Source organism: Motilibacter rhizosphaerae, from assembly GCF_004216915.1.
Taxonomy (GTDB): Bacteria; Actinomycetota; Actinomycetes; order Motilibacterales; family Motilibacteraceae; genus Motilibacter; species Motilibacter rhizosphaerae.
In genome coordinates, this window is sequence record NZ_SGXD01000005.1 from 314,404 (window position 1) to 331,277 (window position 16,874).

16 protein-coding genes are annotated in these 16,874 nt (G+C 77.3%); all 16 read right to left on the reverse strand.

From position 1 onward, the window contains the following. Window positions 1–333: 333 nt before the first annotated feature. The 16 genes from xerD to EV189_RS18295 all read right to left on the reverse strand — a co-directional run bounded on the left by xerD (window position 334) and on the right by EV189_RS18295 (window position 16,328). Window positions 334–1,323 carry a site-specific tyrosine recombinase XerD gene (gene xerD, locus EV189_RS18220; protein WP_269204202.1) on the reverse strand — a complete coding sequence of 330 codons (990 nt, stop codon included), beginning with the start codon at window positions 1,321–1,323 and terminating at the stop codon, window positions 334–336. Between the two features lie 26 nt (window positions 1,324–1,349). Beyond that, entirely contained in the window at window positions 1,350–1,985 is a 636-nt protein-coding gene (locus tag EV189_RS18225) for an NUDIX domain-containing protein (RefSeq protein WP_130494418.1), read from the reverse strand. Then, complete coding sequence (locus EV189_RS18230; protein ID WP_130494419.1) at window positions 1,982–3,661, reverse strand: CTP synthase; 1,680 nt, start codon at window positions 3,659–3,661, stop codon at window positions 1,982–1,984. Before EV189_RS18230 ends, EV189_RS18225 begins: the two co-directional genes overlap by 4 nt. Before the next feature lie 58 nt (window positions 3,662–3,719). After that, entirely contained in the window at window positions 3,720–4,841 is a 1,122-nt protein-coding gene (locus tag EV189_RS18235; RefSeq protein ID WP_130494420.1) for a glycosyltransferase, read from the reverse strand. Then, window positions 4,834–6,423 (reverse strand): murein biosynthesis integral membrane protein MurJ, encoded by a 1,590-nt coding sequence (gene murJ / locus EV189_RS18240; RefSeq protein WP_130494421.1) that lies wholly within the window; start codon window positions 6,421–6,423, stop codon window positions 4,834–4,836. Before murJ ends, EV189_RS18235 begins: the two co-directional genes overlap by 8 nt. Then, window positions 6,420–7,238, reverse strand: coding sequence for a hypothetical protein (locus EV189_RS18245; RefSeq protein WP_130494422.1), 819 nt, complete (start codon window positions 7,236–7,238; stop codon window positions 6,420–6,422). The genes murJ and EV189_RS18245 overlap by 4 nt, the downstream gene beginning before the upstream one ends. Continuing rightward, window positions 7,235–8,233: a copper transporter gene (locus tag EV189_RS18250; protein WP_130494423.1), complete on the reverse strand. Its 999-nt coding sequence runs from the start codon at window positions 8,231–8,233 to the stop codon at window positions 7,235–7,237. The genes EV189_RS18245 and EV189_RS18250 overlap by 4 nt, the downstream gene beginning before the upstream one ends. Then, window positions 8,234–9,415 carry a putative cytokinetic ring protein SteA gene (steA, locus tag EV189_RS18255; RefSeq protein WP_130494424.1) on the reverse strand — a complete coding sequence of 394 codons (1,182 nt, stop codon included), beginning with the start codon at window positions 9,413–9,415 and terminating at the stop codon, window positions 8,234–8,236. A 34-nt stretch (window positions 9,416–9,449) separates the two neighbouring features. Continuing rightward, window positions 9,450–11,189, reverse strand: coding sequence for a DNA repair protein RecN (recN, locus tag EV189_RS18260; RefSeq protein ID WP_130494425.1), 1,740 nt, complete (start codon window positions 11,187–11,189; stop codon window positions 9,450–9,452). A gap of 3 nt (window positions 11,190–11,192) precedes the next feature. Beyond that, complete coding sequence (locus tag EV189_RS18265) at window positions 11,193–12,110, reverse strand: NAD kinase (RefSeq protein WP_130494426.1); 918 nt, start codon at window positions 12,108–12,110, stop codon at window positions 11,193–11,195. Then, window positions 12,107–12,928 (reverse strand): TlyA family RNA methyltransferase, encoded by an 822-nt coding sequence (locus EV189_RS18270; RefSeq protein WP_130494427.1) that lies wholly within the window; start codon window positions 12,926–12,928, stop codon window positions 12,107–12,109. Before EV189_RS18270 ends, EV189_RS18265 begins: the two co-directional genes overlap by 4 nt. An 11-nt stretch (window positions 12,929–12,939) precedes the next feature. Continuing rightward, complete coding sequence (locus EV189_RS18275) at window positions 12,940–13,173, reverse strand: hypothetical protein (protein WP_130494428.1); 234 nt, start codon at window positions 13,171–13,173, stop codon at window positions 12,940–12,942. Between the two features lie 265 nt (window positions 13,174–13,438). Beyond that, window positions 13,439–14,452 carry an HAD-IIA family hydrolase gene (locus tag EV189_RS18280; protein WP_231116546.1) on the reverse strand — a complete coding sequence of 338 codons (1,014 nt, stop codon included), beginning with the start codon at window positions 14,450–14,452 and terminating at the stop codon, window positions 13,439–13,441. Window positions 14,453–14,454: 2 nt separating this feature from the next. Further along, window positions 14,455–14,964: a tetratricopeptide repeat protein gene (locus tag EV189_RS18285; protein ID WP_130494429.1), complete on the reverse strand. Its 510-nt coding sequence runs from the start codon at window positions 14,962–14,964 to the stop codon at window positions 14,455–14,457. Window positions 14,965–15,003: 39 nt separating this feature from the next. Then, entirely contained in the window at window positions 15,004–15,384 is a 381-nt protein-coding gene (locus EV189_RS18290; protein ID WP_231116547.1) for a single-stranded DNA-binding protein, read from the reverse strand. Between the two features lie 167 nt (window positions 15,385–15,551). Then, window positions 15,552–16,328, reverse strand: coding sequence for a hypothetical protein (locus EV189_RS18295; RefSeq protein ID WP_196788592.1), 777 nt, complete (start codon window positions 16,326–16,328; stop codon window positions 15,552–15,554). Between the last annotated feature and the right edge of the window lie 546 nt (window positions 16,329–16,874).

A 16,874-nucleotide genomic window follows, 5' to 3' on the forward strand; every position in this document is an offset into this window, starting at 1 on the left:
ATCCTGGGCCCCCACCTCCCCGTGATCATGCACATCCTGGGACCCCAGCTCCCCCGTGATCATGCACATCCTGGAACCTCAACCTCCCCGTGATCATGCACATCCCGGGCGGAGGGATGGGACCAAGATCTGCATGATCACGAGCGTCTTGGGGGCTGGCCGACCAGCGCAGGACGTGCACGACCACGAGGGTCTTGAGGGCGGGGCGATCGGCCCCAGGAGGTGCATGATCACCGGGGTCTTGGGGCGGGCGATCGGCCCAAGATGTGCATGATCACGAGGGTGCGGGAGGCAGGGCCCATCCCAGGACCTGCATGATCACGGGGAGGAGGGTCAGCGGGTGAGCGCGCGCGGGTGCGCCGAGGCGTACACCTCGCGCAGCCGGTCGACCGTCACCAGCGTGTAGATCTGCGTCGTCGACACGGAGGCGTGCCCGAGCAGCTCCTGCACGACCCGGACGTCAGCCCCGCCGTCGAGCAGGTGCGTCGCGAACGAGTGGCGCAGCGTGTGGGGCGAGAGCTCCGCGCTGATGCCGGCGCGCTCCGCAGCCGCCCGCAGCACCACCCACGCGCTCTGCCGGGAGAGCCGCCCACCTCGCGCGTTGAGGAACAGCGCCGCGCTCCCCCGGCCGGCGGCCGCGAGCTCGGGCCGCCCGCGCACGAGGTACGCCGCGACCGCCTCCCGCGCGAAGCGCCCCACCGGCACGATCCGCTCCTTGCTGCCCTTGCCGAGCAGCCGGACGGCGCCGGAGTCGAGGTCGAGGTCGTCGACGTCGAGCCCGACGGCCTCGGAGATGCGTGCGCCGCAGCCGTACAGCAGCTCGAGCAGGGCGCGGTCGCGCAGCCCGCGCGGGCCGCCGTCGGCGACGGCGGCGTCGAGCAGCGCCGTGACCTCCTCGACGGCGATGGCCTTGGGCAGCCGCTTGGGCGGGGTCGGCGGCCGCACGGCGCGGGCTACGTCGTCGGTGACGGCGCCCTCGCGCAGCGCGAAGCGGTGGAAGCCGCGGACGGCGACGACCGCCCGCGCGGCGGACGCGGCGGACAGCGGCGGGGAGGTGGCAGACCCTCGGCGCAGGGCGGCGAGGAAGCCCGAGACGTCGGTCTCCCCGACGCCGTCGAGGGTCTCGCGCCCGCTGGCCGCGAGGTGGGCGAGGTAGCGGCGCAGGTCGCGCCGGTAGGCCGCGAGGGTGTTGGCGGAGACACCGCGCTCGACCGCGAGGTGGTCGAGGTAGGTCTGCAGCAGCCCGCGCAGGACGGCCGAGGGGGCCGCGGGCTCATCGCCCGGCCCGTCCGCCTGCTGGGGGACCAGCGCCGCGACCGACACGTCTCGGGACTCTAGGCCCGCCCCGCTCAGCAGGGGCGGACCCGCCACTCCCACGGCGCGTCGGCCGCCCGCAGGTCCTGCCAGCCGCGGGCGCGGGCCGCCCATGCCGCGAGCAGGCCGGAGACGCCGGTCGGGTTGTGCAGCTCGCCGGCGAGCACGCGCCCGACGGCCTCGTCGAGCGGGAGCCAGGCCAGCTCCATGCCGACCTCCTCGCCCTCGCCCTGGTGGCGCTCGGACTCGGGGACGCGCTCCAGCCCGCGCGCCAGGTAGCAGCGGAACGACTCGTTCGTGCCACCGGGCGAGTTGTAGAAGTCGACGAGCACGTGCCAGGTCGCCGCGCGGTAGCCCGTCTCCTCCCAGAGCTCGCGCCGGGCGCTGACGAGCGGGTCCTCGCCCTCGACGTCGAGCAGGCCCGCGGGCGGCTCCCAGAGGTAGGCCCCGACGGGGTGGCGGTACTGGCGCAGCAGCAGCACGCGCTCCTGCTCGTCCAGCGCGACCACGCCCACCGCGCCGGGGTGCGCGAGGACGTCGCGCTCGACGGTGCCGCCCTCCCCGAGGTCGACGGTGTCGCGGCGGACGTCCCAGACCTTGCCCTGGAAGACCCGCTCCGAGCGGACGAGCCGCTTGTCGGTCGCCTTCTCGTCGACGCCGGGGCGGCTCACGCGCCCGCCACCTCGGGGACGAGCTCGACCGAGAGCTGCTCCTCCCGGGTGTCCAGCGCGGCGCGCACGAGACCGGCGAACAGCGGGTGCGGCCGCGTCGGGCGGGAGAGGAACTCCGGGTGCGCCTGCGTCCCGACGAAGTACGGGTGCGCCTCGCGCGGCAGCTCGACGAACTCGACCAGCCGGCCGTCCGGTGAGGTCCCGGAGAAGCGCAGGCCCGCCTCCTCGAGCTGCTGGCGGTAGGCGTTCGCGACCTCGTAGCGGTGGCGGTGCCGCTCCTCGACGTACGGCTCGCCGTAGACCTCGCGGACCACGCTGCCCTCGGCGAGCTTCGCGGGGTAGAGCCCGAGGCGCATCGTGCCGCCCATGTCGCGCTCGCCGGCGACCACGTCGCGCTGGTCGGCCATCGTCGCCACGACCGCGTGCGGCGCCTCGGGGTCGAACTCCAGCGAGTTGGCGCCCTCGAGGCCGGCGACGTCGCGCGCGTACTCGATGACCATGCACTGCAGGCCGAGGCAGAGCCCGAGCGTCGGGATCCGGTGCTCGCGGGCGTAGCGGATCGCGCCGAGCTTGCCCTCGATGCCGCGCACGCCGAACCCGCCGGGCACGCAGACGGCGTCGACCCCGCCGAGCTGCTGCGCGGCGCCCTCCGGGGTGTCGCAGAGGTCGGCCGGCACCCAGCGCAGGTCGACGCGGCAGTCGTGGGCGAAGCCGCCGGCGCGCAGGGCCTCGGTGACCGAGAGGTACGCGTCGGGCAGGTCGACGTACTTGCCGACCAGGGCGACCGTGACCGTGCGGGCAGGCTGGTGGACGCGCTGGAGCAGGTCGTCCCACCCGGTCCAGTCGACGTCGCGGAAGGCGAGACCGAGCCGGCGCACGACGTACGCGTCGAGCCCCTCCGCGTGGATCACCTTCGGGATGTCGTAGATCGAGGGCGCGTCGATGGCCGCGACCACGGCCTCCTCGTCGACGTCGCACATCAGCGAGATCTTGCGCTTGACGCCCTGGGGGATCGGGCGGTCGGAGCGGCAGACGATGGCGTCGGGCTGGATGCCGATGCTGCGCAGCGCCGCGACGGAGTGCTGGGTCGGCTTGGTCTTGAGCTCGCCCGACGGGCCGATGTAGGGCACGAGCGAGACGTGGAGGAAGAAGACGTTGTCGCGGCCGACGTCGTGGCGCACCTGGCGGGCCGCCTCGAGGAAGGGCAGGGACTCGATGTCGCCGACGGTGCCCCCGACCTCGGTGATGACGACGTCGACCTCGCCCGCGCGCCCGAGCCGGAGGATGCGCTCCTTGATCTCGTTGGTGATGTGCGGGATGACCTGGACCGTGTCGCCGAGGTACTCGCCGCGGCGCTCCTTCGCGATGACCGCGCTGTAGACCTGGCCGGTCGTGACGTTGGCGGAGCCGTGCAGCGAGCGGTCGAGGAAGCGCTCGTAGTGCCCGACGTCGAGGTCGGTCTCCGCGCCGTCGTCGGTGACGAACACCTCGCCGTGCTGGAAGGGGTTCATCGTGCCGGGGTCGACGTTGAGGTAGGGGTCGAGCTTCTGCATCGTCACCCGCAGGCCCCGGCGCGTCAGCAGGTTGCCGAGGCTGGAGGCGGTGAGTCCCTTGCCGAGGGAGGAGGCGACGCCTCCCGTGACGAAGATGTGCTTCGCGGGCTGGGGGCCGGCCAAAGTCGCTCCCGAACGTCCGTGTGCGGCGAGAACACCCGCCCGTCCACGGGGTTCCACCCTAGCGGATGCCGGCTCCGTCCGGTCGGGTGCCTCGCAGCTCGGTGTAGAGCCGGCGCGCGGCGGCGGCGGTGTCGGCCTCGCTCGGGAAGCCCGCGGCGCGCAGCTGGCCCTCGGTCCGCAGCCGGCTGCGCAGCCCGGCGTCGTCGAGCAGCGAGATGACCGCCGCAGCGAGGGCCCCCTGGTCGCCGGGGGGCACGAGCAGCCCCGCGTCGCCCACCATGGCGGGGACGCCCCCGACGGCGGTGGCGACGAGCGGGGTCCCCGAGCGCAGCGCCTCCTCGACGACGAGCGGGCGCCCCTCCCACTGCGAGGGCAGCACCGCCACGTCGGCGGCGGCGAGCAGGTCGGGCACGTCGTCGCGGTGGCCCAGCAGGCGCACCGCCAGCCCGTCGTCCTTGATCTGGCGCTGCAGCCGGCCGCGCAGCGGCCCCTCGCCCGCGATCACCGTCAGCGGCCGGTCGAGCCGGTCGCGCCAGATCCGCGCCGCGCCGAGCAGCGTGCCGAACGACTTCTGCGGCGCGAGGCGCCCGACGGCGACCACGAGCGGCGACCGGCCCGCGCCGAGCTCGTCGCGCACGTCCTCGCGCGAGCGGCCCGTCCCCGCCAGCGGGGGCGCTGCGACCGCGGCGAGCCGGGCGTCCGCGGCCCCGAGCGTGCGGGCCCGCTCGACGAGGTCGTCCGAGACGCCGAGGACGACGCTCGCGTGCTCGGCGACGCGGCGCTCCATCCGGCTGACCACGGCCCGCCGCGCACCCTCCGCCAGCACGGCGTTGTGCCACGTCACGACCAGCGGCGCCGCGCCGGGGCGCAGGGCGAGCGAGGCGACGAGGCCCGCGCGCAGCCCGTGGGCGTGGACGACGTCGGCGCCCTCGAGCAGGCCGCGCAGCCGGCGTACGGCCAGGGCGTCGGAGACCGGCCGCGCCGAGGTGCTGATCTCGACCGGCGTGAACGACGCGCCGGTGGCGGTGAAGTGGAACCGCGTCTCCGTCTGCGCCGGCCCCAGCACGCAGACGTCGTCACCCGCGGCCACCAGGTGGGCCGCGAGCGCGCGCACGTGCGCACCCACGCCGCCCGTGCTGGTCGCGAGCACCAGCCGGACGCGCAGCGGCGCCTCAGCCATGACGGATCCCCTCCAGCGTCTCCCGCGCTCCTCGCCGGTCGACGAGGAGGGCAACGGCACCGTACGCCGTGGCGGCGGCCACAGCGGCCCCGACGGCGAGGCCCGCCCCTGCCGCTCGCCCCGCGCCCGGCGGCAGCAGGCTGCCGACCAGCAGCCCCGCCGCCGTTCCCGCCAGCGCGGCGAGCACGGACAGCCCCGTGCCGCGGCCCACCCCCGCGAGCGCTGCAGGCCCTGCCGCGCGGTGGAGCGCGCGCAGGAGCATCCCGCCGGCGAGGAGGAGCCCCGCGGAGGTGGCCGCCCCGATCGCCGGGACGACCTCTCCCCTCGGCACGAGCGACCCGAGCAGCGCGGCCAGCGCGGCGGCCGTCCCCCAGCCCGTGACCGCGGCGGTGCCCGCGGCGCGCCCGGCGTGCAGCGCGTACAGCGCCCGGCCGAGGTGGGCGAGCAGCCCGAACCCGAGCAGCCCGGGCGCGAAGGCGAGCAGCGCGCCCGCGAGCCGCCACGGTTCCGTGGGCACGAACAGCGCGCCGAGCGGGTGCGCCGCCCCGGCGAGCAGGGCGACGCCGAGGCCGGAGGCCAGCACGACGGCGCGCGTGGAGCGGGCGGCCAGCGCGGCGTACGCGACGGTGTCGCCGCGGGTCGCGTGCCTGCTCAGCGCGGGGTACGCGCTGGTGGCGAGCGGGACGGCGAGGACGGCGTAGGGCAGCGTGAACAGCGTCCACGCCCAGCCGTGGACGACCAGCGCGCGGTGCGGGTCGCGCAGGTCGGCGACGACGATGACGACGACCGCGAGCACCTGCTGGGCCAGGACGGCCGCGACGCCGGAGAGGGCGAGCGCGCGGGCGCGGGCGGCGGTGGCCGGGTCGAGCCGCATTCGGGGGCGCAGCGGCACGGTGGTGGAGCGCAGCGCCGGCGCGGCCGTGACCAGCGCGAGGGCGACGACCCCGAGCGTGGTGCCGCCGGCGAGGACGGCGAGCGCGCCGGCCGGCAGCGAGCGGCCCGGCCAGCTGCGCGCGTCGGCGACCGCGCCGAAGACGGCGTAGCTCGCGACCACGACCAGGCTGGAGGCGAGCGGGGCGGCGGCCGCGGCGAGGAAGCGCCGCTGGGCCTGCAGGATGCCGGCGGTGACGACCGCGACGCCGTAGAGCGGGACCTGGGGGACGAAGGCCAGCAGCATCGTCGCCGCGGCGTCCCCCTGCTCGTGCTCGCCGCCGAACAGCGCGCGCAGCAGCGGCGGCCCGACGAGCGCCGCCACGAGGGCGATCGGGACGAGCACGACGAGCGTCCACGCGAGCAGCGCCGAGGCGACGGCGCCGGCCTCCTCGCGGTCGCCCCGCTCGAGCGGACCGGCGAGCAGCGGCACGACGACACCGGCGAGCGCCCCGCCGGCCGCCACCTCGAACAGCACGTTGGGCAGCTGGTTGGCGGTGGCGTACGCGGTGCCGAGCGGCGTGTCCCCCACCGCGACGGCGAAGACCAGCGAGCGGCCGGAGCCGACCACGCGGCTCAGCAGCGTGAGCGCCGCGATCAGCCCGGCGGCGCCGACGAGGCTGCCGGCGCGACGCCCGACCGCTGTGCTCACGGCAGGCGGCCGAGCGCGTCGAGCTCGCGCAGCACGGGGGTCGCGGCGATGACCCGGGTGAAGCTCACCCGCTCGCTGGCGAGGGTGAGGGCGGTGAGCACCGCCAGCCGGGCGGCGAGGCTGCGGCGTCCCGCACCGGCCGCGGCCGCCACCCCGAGCGCCGCGCCGAGCGCGTTGGCACCGCCGTCGCCGAGCATGACCAGCTCGCCGAGGTCGTCGGGCAGCAGCGCCGCAGCGGCACCGAGCGGAGCCGCGACGAGCAGCCGGGCAGGCGCAGGGCCCAGCAGGTGCGGCGACCCGGCCAGCAGCCCGGCCTTGAGCGCCCGGCCGGGCCGCAGGTCGAGCAGGTTGGCGAGGTTGGCGCTGCCGGCGACGACGCCGGCGGCGAGCGCCGCGTCCAGCGGGCCGCGGCGCAGCAAGCCTCCCGCGGCGAGCCCGGCTGCCCCCAGGCCGAGGACCTTCACGCCCCCCGTCGTCAGCCGGCGAGCGCGCAGCGCCCGCAGGTGCCCGGCCAGACCCCGGTCGGCACCGCTGCCGGCGAGGTCGTCGTAGACGCCCAGCCCGCCGGCCGCCGCGACGGCGATCACCGCAGCAGCGCGCTCCCGGCGTCCCAGCCCGGGCTGGACGAGCAGTGCGGCGGCGGCTGCCCCCGCGTACGCCGGACCGGCGAGCAGCGAGACCTCGCGACCGCGGGCGTTGAGCCGCGTCCAGGCAGCGGCGCCACCCGGGGGGCGCGACCGGAGGGCGCGCAGGGCGCCGGCCGCGAGCAGCGCCCCGGCCGCCGCGCCCGCTCCGGCAGGGCGTACGCCGCTCACCGCTCGGTGACGCCGGGGATGGCCGGCAGCGGCGCGTCGGCGGCGGCGCCGTTGCCGTAGTGGCCGGTCTGGTCGTCGCGCTCCGCGACGAGCGCGAGGGCGAGGGCGAGGCGCCCGGCGGTCATGTCGAGGTCGTCGACCGTCGACACCGAGGTACGCAGCGGACCGCTCCGCACGACTGCCACCGCTCCCGCGGGCCCGGCTCCCGCCGGGTCGGCGCTGTGCTGCGGGCCGGCGACGACCAGGCCGGCGGCGAGCTTCGAGAGCTGCTGCGGGACCTGGACGTCGGCGACGCCGGTGGCCTGGTCGACCGCCGCCTGCTGCGGGCTGCGCGACGAGCCCGACGCGACCTGCGCCGGTGCGGGCACGAGGACGACGGCGAGGCTGGCGCGCTGCCAGGGCTTCCCGCCCATGCGCAGGAAGGCGGCGTCGCGCAGCGTGCGCAGCACGGCCTGCGACGCGGGGTCGGCCTTCCCGACGGCCGTCGTGTCGGTCGTCACCACGGAGCTCGCCACCGCGGCGGCCGCGCGGGCGGCGACGCTGGTCGCGTCGGTGCCGCTCAGCCCGGACACCTGCCCGGTCGCGGTCAGCGCGGCGTCGAGGTCGGTGGAGCGGGTCGGGTCGGTCCAGTCGCTGGTGAGCGAGACGGTGCCGCCGACGGTGCCGCCGGCCTCCTCGATCGCGTCGCGAGCGGCGCCGAGCAGGTCGCCGGAGGTGCCGGGCATCGCGACGACGTTGACGGCGACCGCCTCGAGCCGCCCCCCGACGACAGCGGGCACCGCCTCCTTGATGAGCGACTCGTCGAAGTCGCGCTGCGCGCTGAGCGCGTCGTTCTGCGTCCGGAGCTCGGCCTTGTCCTTGGCGAGCGTCGCGGCGCGGTCCTTCACCGCCTGGTCGATGGGCTTGTCGAGCGGGCCCGCGCCCAGGACGATCCCGACGGCCAGGGCGAGGAAGACCGCGATGATCGAGACGAGGTGGTAGCGGAAGTCGACCATCTAGGACGTGAGCCTCTCGAGCCAGAACGTGAAGTCGGCCCAGCGGTCCTGGACGTAGATGAAGAAGACCTGCCCGGCGGCCGTGGACCAGAGCGCCGCGAGCAGGGCGACCGTGCCCGCGAGCACGAGGAGCAGGATCTGCAGGGTGGAGATGCGGTTGCGGTAGAGCCGGCTCACGCCCTTCGCGTCGACGAGCTTGCCCCCGACGCGCAGCCGGGTGAGGAAGGTGCTCGCCATGCCGGAGCGGCCCTTGTCGAGGAACTCCACGAGCGTCGCGTGGGTGCCGACCGCGACGATGAGGCTGGCGCCGCTGTCGTCGGCGAGCAGCATCGCGACGTCCTCGCTGGTGCCGGCGGCGGGGAAGACGACCGTGGGGAGCCCGAGCCGCTCCAGCCGCTCGAGCCCCGGTGCGCGGCCGTCGCGGTAGGCGTGCACGACGAGCTCGGCACCGCAGGACAGCGCCCGGTCGGAGACGCTGTCCATGTCGCCGACGATGAGGTCGGGCAGGTAGCCCTCCTGCAGCAGCGCGTCCGCGCCGCCGTCGACGCCGATCATCACGGGCCGGAACTCCCGGATGTAGGAGCGCAGCGTCCGCAGGTCCTCGCGGTAGTGGTAGCCGCGCACGACGAGGAGCACGTGCCGCCCGGCGAGGTCCGTGCGGATGTCGGGGACGCCGACGCCGTCGAGGAGGAGGTCGCGCTCGCGGCGGAGGTACTCCATCGTGTTGGTCGCAAAGGCCTCGAGCTGCTCGGAGAGCCCGGCGCGGGCGGCCTCCAGCGAGGCGGCCACGGTCTCGGCGGTCTGCAGCGTGCCGCGGGCCACGAGCACCCCGTCGCGGTAGAGCGAGCCGCCCTCGAGCTGGACCGTGCTCCCGTCGGGCACCGCCATGACGCCCGCGCCGCAGTCGTCGAGCAGCGGGATGCCCGCCTCGAGCAGGATCCCCGGCCCGAGGTTGGGGTAGCGCCCGCTCGTGCTCGGGGCGGCGTTGACGACCGCCGCCGGACGGCGCGCGGCGAGCGCCTCGGCGCCCACCCGGTCGAGGTCGCGGTGGTCGATGACGGCGACCTCGCCGGCTCCGAGCCGCTTGGTGAGGTTCTTCGTGCGCGCGTCCACCCGCGCGACGCCGACGATGCCCGGCAGGTCGGAGTCGCGGGACCGGTGGCGGGAGTGCGCGATCCTCATCGTGGCGCCATCGTGCCAGACCGGGGCCCGGCGATCACCTCGTGCCGCGAGCGGTCGTGAGCAGCTCCTCGGCGTGCGCCAGCCCGGTCGCCGAGCCCTCCAGCCCGCTGAGCATCCGCGAGATCTCGCGCACCCGCTCCCCGTCGTCCAGCGCCCGCACCCCCGACGTCGTCACTGTGCCGTCGCTGTCCTTGGCGACGAGCAGGTGGCGGTCGGCGTACGCGGCGACCTGCGGCAGGTGGGTGACGACGAGGACCTGGGCGTGCTCGGCGAGCGCGGCGAGCCGGCGCCCGATCTCGACGGCGGCGCGGCCGCCGACACCCGCGTCCACCTCGTCGAAGACGAAGGTCGGCACGGGGTCGACCTCGGCGAGGACGACCTCGAGCGCGAGCATGACCCGGGAGAGCTCGCCGCCCGACGCGGCCCGGGCGAGTCCCCGCCCCGGTGCGCCGGCGTTGGCCGCGAGCAGGAGCTCGACCTCGTCGACGCCGGTCGGACCGGCGGCGAGCCGCTGTCCCGCGACGTCCAGGGCGGGCTCGCCCGCACCCGCAGTGCGCTGCTGCACGACGACCTCGACGCTGGCGCGCGGCATGGCGAGCTCGCGCAGCTCGGCCGTCACCGCCTCCCCGAGGCGGACTGCGGCGGCCGCGCGCTCGGCGCTGAGCCGGCCCGCCACGGTGCCGAGGCGCTCCCGCAGCGCCTCCGCCTCGGCGACCAGGCCGCTGGTGCGGTCGTCGTCACCGTCCAGCTCGGCGAGCCGGAGCGCGGAGCGCTCGCTCCACGCGAGCACCTCGTCGACGGTGTCGCCGTAGCGCCGGCAGAGCTCGGCGAGGGCGGCCCGGCGCTCCTGCACCTGCGCGAGGCGGGCGGGGTCGGCCTCGATGCCCGCGGCGTAGGCCGCGAGGTCGGCGCCCAGGTCCGCGAGGAGGTACGCGGACTCCGCCACCCGCGCCGCCAGCGCAGCGAGCTCCGGGTCGGCCGTCGCGGCCGACTCCAGCTGCCGGCGGGCGGCGCCCACCAGCGCCACGGCGTCGGCGCCGTCCCCGGCGGAGTCCGGGTCCCCCAGCAGCGCGGCGTGCGCGACCTCGGCGGCGCGGCGCAGCTCGTCGGCGCTGCCGAGCCGCTCGGCCTCCTCGCGCAGGGCCGCGTCCTCCCCCGGCTGCGGCGCGACCTGCGCGACGCGCTCGAGGCCGTAGCGCAGCAGGTCCGCCTCCTGCTCGCGCTCGCGGCGCCCTGCGCGGAGCTCCTCGGTGCGCCGCTCGAGCTCGCGGAGCCGGGCCCAGCCCGCCGCGTGCTCCTCGAGCAGGGCGGCCACCGGGGGGCCGGCGTAGCGGTCGAGCAGCTCGCGCTGGCGGCCGGGGCGCAGGAGGCGCTGCTGGTCGGACTGGCCGTGGACGACGACGAGCTCCTCGCCGATCTCACCGAGGACGGACGCGGGGACGCTGCGCCCGCCGGCCCAGGCCCGGCTGCGCGAGCTCGAGACCGACCGGGCCAGCAGCAGCTCGCCGTCCTCGAGCTCGGCGCCCAGCTCCTCGGCGCGGGCCGCGGCGGGACTGCCCGGTGCGAGGGTGACGCGCCCCTCGACCAGCGCAGTGGGGGCTCCGGCGCGGACGGCGCCCGGGTCGGCCTTGCCGCCCAGCAGCAGCGCGAGGCTGCCGACCACGAGGGTCTTGCCGGCGCCGGTCTCGCCGGTGAGCACGGTCAGGCCGGGCCCGAGCTCCAGCAGCGCCTCCGCGATGACCCCGAGGTCGCGGATGCGGACGTCGCGCAGCACGGCTCAGCTCCCGCCGGAGGAGGGCCCGCGCCAGCCCTGGACCGGCAGCCGGAACTTCGCGACCAGCCGGTCGGTGAAGGGTGCCGCGCGCAGCCGGGCGAGCCGCACCGGCCGGTCGCCGCGGCGCACCTCGATGCGGGCGCCCGGCGGCAGGTCGTGCGAGCGGCGCCCGTCGGCCCAGAGGATGCCGCAGCGCTCGTGGCTCGTCGCGTGGCCCTTCAGCAGCTCGATGGCCAGGGTGGAGGTCGGCGCCGTGACGAGCGGGCGGTTGAACAGCGCGTGCGCGCTGAGCGGCGTCAGCAGCAGCGCCTCGACCTCCGGCCACACGATCGGGCCGCCCGCCGAGAAGTTGTACGCGGTGGACCCGGTCGGCGTGGCGCACACGACCCCGTCGCAGCCCCAGACCGACAGCGGTCGTCCGTCGACCTCGACGGCGAGGTCGAGCATGAGCGCCCGGTCGGCCTTCTCGACGCTGATGTCGTTGACGGCCCACTCCTGGCGCGTGCTGCCGTCCGGCAGCGTGATCTCGACGCCCAGCGTCATCCGCTCCTCGACGTCGTAGGACTGCTCGAGGATGCGGTCGGCGACCGAGTCGATGTCCGCCGGCTCGGCCTCGGCGAGGAACCCGACCCGGCCGAGGTTGACCCCGAGGACGGGGACGTCGGTGTCGCGCGCCAGCTCGGCCGCGCGCAGGATCGTGCCGTCGCCGCCCAGCACGACGATGAGCTCGGGGCACTGGTAGCAGACCTGCTCCGCGGAGACCGGCGTGGTGCCCTGCAGCTGGCCCGAGCCCGCCTCCTCGGCGAGGGCCAGCACGGAGACGCCCTCGCCGGTGAGCCGCGCGACCACGCGCTCGGCCAGCGGGAGGGCCTCCGGACGCCCGGTGTGGACGACCAGCAGGACCACGCGCAGCCCCGTCATCGCGGCCCCTCCTCGATCGCCGTGCGCAGCTCGTCCTCGTCGAGGGCGGCCGCCCCGGCGCGGAGCCACAGGAAGTACTCCACGTTGCCGGAGGGGCCGGGGAGCGGGCTCGCGGTGACGCCCCGCACGCCGAGCCCCAGCTCCAGCGCCGACGCGGCCACCCCGCGGACCGCCTCGGCGCGGAGCCCGGGGTCGCGGACGACGCCGCCGCTGCCCAGGCGCTCGCGCCCGACCTCGAACTGCGGCTTGACCATGAGCACGAGGTCGCCGCCCTCCGCGGTGATGCCGGACAGCGCGGGCAGGACGAGCGCCAGGCTGATGAACGACAGGTCCCCCACGACGAGGTCGACGGTGCCGACCAGCTCCGGGGTCAGGTCGCGCACGTTGGTGCGGTCGCGCACGACGACGCGGGGGTCGGTCTGCAGCGCCCAGGCGAGCTGGCCGTAGCCGACGTCGACCGCGACGACCTCCCGGGCGCCGGCGCGGAGCAGGACGTCGGTGAACCCGCCGGTCGAGGCGCCGGCGTCGAGGCAGCGGCGGCCAGCGACGACGAGGCCGCGCGGGACGAGGGCCGCGAGCGCCCCGGCGAGCTTGTGCCCGCCGCGGCTCGCGTAGTCCGGGCCCTCCGCTGCCTCGGCGACGACGAGGGAGACCTCGGGCGAGACCTGCGAGGCGGGCTTCGTGGCGGTCGTGCCCGCGACGCTGACGCGGCCGGCCGCGATGAGCGTGGAGGCGTGCTCGCGCGAACGGGCGAGCCCGCGGCGCACGAGCTCGGCGTCGAGGCGGAGCAGCTTGCCCGGGCGCTGGCGGGGGGCCATCGCGGTGCGGCTCACCGGCTCGGGCCGGGGGCACCGGCGAGCACGGCGGCCAGGCCGCGGTGGACCTCGTCGAAGACCGCGGCGTGCTCGGCGACGTCGAGCCCCTCGAGCCGGGCCAGGGGCGCGAGCGCCGCCTCGACCGCCGCGGCGGCGTCGGTCGCTCCGGCTCCCGGGGTGGCCGGCGGCCCCGGCCGCGGACCGGGAGCGGGGCGGGCGAGGTCGGCGGGGCTGGGCAGGTCGCTCACGCTCCACCTCCTGCTCGTGGCCGCTGCTCGCGGCCGTCGACGGGGCCCGGGAGGCTGTCCCCGGGCGAGGGGCACCACGCTACCCGCGACCACTGACGGCCGGGCGGGCGGAGCGCCGGGAGGGCCCCCTCCGGCCAGCGCGCTCGCCGGGCCCGGTCGGCGGCGGCTGGGCACGTGGTGGACGGCGGGTCGACGCCGGGCGGACGGCGGGTCGTCGGCGGGTGGACGGCGGGTCGTCGGGGCGGCGCCGACGGGTCGCGAGCGGTCAGCCGCGCACCGGGGCCGCAGGGAGCTGCGCGGCGGGCGGCGCGTCGATGCGGTCGACCCCGCCCTCGCTGCTCCACGCCGCCGCGCAGGCCGCGCGCAGGGCGTCGAGCGGGTCCCCGGTCCCGGTCACGCGCAGGACCCCGTGCTCGAGGTGCGCATCCCACCCCCCGAGGCTCGCGCGGTCGCCCTCGAGCGCGGGAGCGGCGTGCGGCTCGAGCAGCGCGCCCAGGTCGGCGCCGAGGTAGCTCGGCCGGTGCTGCGGCCCGGCTCCGAGCAGCTCGGCGGCGCCGGTCACCCCCGTGAGGACGAGCAGGCTCGGCGTCCCCGCGCGCACCGCACCCTCGATGTCGGTGTCGAGCCGGTCCCCCACCACGAGCGGGCGCTCCGCACTGGTGCGCGCGACGGCCTCGGCGTGGAGCGGCAGCTCCGGCTTGCCCGCGACGACCGGCTCGCGACCGGTGGCGAGGCGCAGCACCTCCACCAGCGTCCCGTTGCCCGGGGCGAGGCCGCGCGGCGTCGGGATCGTCCGGTCGACGTTGGACGCGATCCACGGGACGCCCCGCTGCAGCGCCAGCGCGCCCTCGGCGAGCTGGCGCCAGCCGACCTCCGGCGCGAACCCCTGCACCAGGGCCACCGGTCCGTCGTCGGCCGAGCCGACGGCGCGCAGGCCGCGCTCCCCCAGCGCCACCACGAGCCCCTCGCCGCCGACGACGAGCACCGGGCTGCCCGCGGGCACCTGCTCCGCGACGAGCCGCGCCGCCGCCTGCGCCGAGGTGACGACCTGCTCCACCGTGGCCGGCACCCCCAGCTCGCCGAGGTGCTGGGCGACCGATGACGGCGTGCGGGAGGCGTTGTTGGTGACGAAGGCGAGCCGCATCCCGTCGCGCGCGGCGGCGGCGAGCGCCTCCGCGGCGCCCGGGACGGCGGCGGGACCCACGTAGACGACCCCGTCGAGGTCGAGCAGGGCGACGTCGTACGCCGCGCTCAGCGGCGCGCAGGAGGCGACCAGCACGGCTAGTCGCCGTCCACCGGTGCCGAGCCCGGCGCCGGGGCGGGTCCCTCGGGCGCAGCTCCCGGCGCCACGGTCCCGCCGCCGCCCTCGGCGAGCTCCTCGCGGGCGCGCAGCGTCGCGCGGGCCTCGCGCAGCGCCTGGACGTACGCCGGTCGCCCCGGCCGCATCGCCACGGCCATCGCCAGGTGCTCCGCCGCGGCCTCGACCTGCCCGAGCCGGTAGCGGGTCAGGCCCAGGCCGAACCACGCGTAGTCCTCCTGCGGCGCCTGCTGCGTGAGGGTCGTGAACTGCACGAGGGCCTCGTCGTAGCGGCGGGCGTCGAACAGCGCCCGGGCGAGGGCCTCGCGCAGGCTGGCCGACCCGGGCTCGGCGTCCACCGCGTGCTCGAGGAGCGTCGCGGCCGCCTCGGGGCTGCCGCTCTCGAGGAGCGTGCGCCCCCGCTGGTACCAGTCGTAGACCTCGCCGCCCGGACCGCGACCCTCGTCGTCCCCACGCTCGACGCTCGGCTCCACGCCCGGCCCCCTTCCACGAGTCCACGCCAGTCTCGCACCTCAGCCGGAGCGGCCGCGCGTCGCCAGGCGCGCCTTGTCCACCAGCACCTCCGTGCGGCTGGCGGGGCCTCCCGCGGAGCGCCAGAAGCGGCGCCGCAGCGCGCCCTCGACCGACACCGTCGTGCCCGGCGCCCAGGCGAGGACCCGCCGCTGCAGGCCCGGGGCCCGCACCACGCAGTCGACCGTGTCGACGGTCGGGCCGCCCCGCGGGTCAGCGGGCCGGCGGACGACGAGCCGGAGGACCACGATCGTGTCCCCGCTCGGGAGCTCGCGCTCCTCGGGCGCCGCAGGGAGCCGTCCGGTGAGGAAGACGCGGTTGTCGTCCGGCTGCAGGGGTGCGGGACCGGCATCCGGGGCAGCGGTGGGGGCAGGGGCGCGCACAGGACCTCCAGGACGGTGCCCGGCGACGGGCGCCGCCGGTCCCCCGATCCTGCTCGGAGGACGCGCTGCCCGAGGTCCGCCCGCGGCCCCCTGTGGACGACCGGCTCCCGCCGCGCAGCCGGGGAGTGTGGACGACCGCGACGCGGGAGGACCGGTCCGCTGCTCCGTCAGTCCTGCTCGTCCTGCGGGGGCAGGAAGACGGCGGCGGGCGCACCGCCGGCCGCCGGCGGAGCCTCCGGCACCTGCTCCGCGCGCGGAGCCTCGAACAGCGGGGAGGAGCCGGCCGCGGGCAGGACGAGCGCGTCCACGGCCTCCTCGTCGAGCTCGTCGTCCTCGAGGTCGACGATGGCGACCCCCTCGAGCTCGGCGACGCGCTCGTCGGCGTCGGTCGCGCCCTCGCGGTCGAGCGCGGCAGCCTGGCGGAAGGCCGCGAGGGCGTCCTCGCGGCGACCCGCCGCGAGCAGGGCATCCGCGTACGCGTAGGCGAGCCGCGGCGAGCGCCGCGTCTCCGGCACCTGCAGCGTGAGGACGGCGGCATCGAGCTGGCCGAGGTCGCGGCGCGCGCCGGCGGCCACGATGCGCATCTCGACGAGGCCGTCGGCGTCGAGACCCCGGGCCTCGTCGCTCGCGGCGATCTCCAGGGCGCGCTCCGGCCGCCCGAGGGCCCGCTCGAGGTCGGCGAGCACCGGGAGCAGCGCCACGGACCCCGTCATGCGGCGGGCGGCGCGCAGCTCGTTCATCGCCTCGGCGTAGTGGCCGGCGGCGTACGCGGCGAGCCCCGCCGCCTCGCGCACGGAGGCCAGCCGCGGCGCGCGCCCCCGCACGTAGGAGGCGTGGGCCCAGGCGAGCTCGGGCTCCTCGTCGAGCAGCACGCCGGCGGCCACGAGGTGCCGCGCCAGCAGGGTCGCCGTGCGCGGCGGGAAGCTCGACAGCTCGGCGATCACGGGCTTGGGCAGCTCGTCGCCGGTGATCTCGTCGGGCAGCTCGGGACCGAGGTCGCGAGGAGGACGCTCCTCCTGCGTACGCGGCCCTTGGGGTCGCCCGCCCTGGGGACGGCCACCACCCTGCGGCCGGCCCCCCTGGCCGCCCTGGCGCGCGCCGCTCGAGGAGCGCGGTCCGCCTGCGGACCGGGGAGCGCCGGACGAACCAGCACCGCCCTGGCCACCGGACGAGCGGGGTCCACCGGACGACCGGGGCGCGCCCGACGAGCGCTGCCCACCGGACGAGGCCCGGTCCGGACGACCGGTCGCACCGTCGCGCCGCTGCCGCGGGTCCCTGTCGTTGCCCTCAGCCACGCCGAGTCCCTCCGTCCGAGCCGCTGTCCAGTTGGTCCCGCGACTCTACGCGTCGGGGAAAAGGCGAAGGGCCGGTCCTCGACCCGCCACCACCCCACACAAAAGGGGGTGTGACGGGGAGGACCGGCCCCCCACAACAGATGTCCGGCGGTGTCCTACTCTCCCACCACCCTTCGGTGGCAGTACCATCGGCGC

Excerpts from the sequence above, each read along its gene's own strand:
- EV189_RS18235 (WP_130494420.1), bottom strand. The coding sequence starts at position 4,841 with ATGGCTGAGGCGCCGCTGCGCGTCCGGCTGGTGCTCGCGACCAGCACG.
- EV189_RS18250 (WP_130494423.1), bottom strand. The coding sequence starts at position 8,233 with ATGGTCGACTTCCGCTACCACCTCGTCTCGATCATCGCGGTCTTCCTC.
- steA (WP_130494424.1), bottom strand. The coding sequence starts at position 9,415 with ATGAGGATCGCGCACTCCCGCCACCGGTCCCGCGACTCCGACCTGCCG.
- EV189_RS18265 (WP_130494426.1), bottom strand. The coding sequence starts at position 12,110 with ATGACGGGGCTGCGCGTGGTCCTGCTGGTCGTCCACACCGGGCGTCCG.
- EV189_RS18270 (WP_130494427.1), bottom strand. The coding sequence starts at position 12,928 with ATGGCCCCCCGCCAGCGCCCGGGCAAGCTGCTCCGCCTCGACGCCGAG.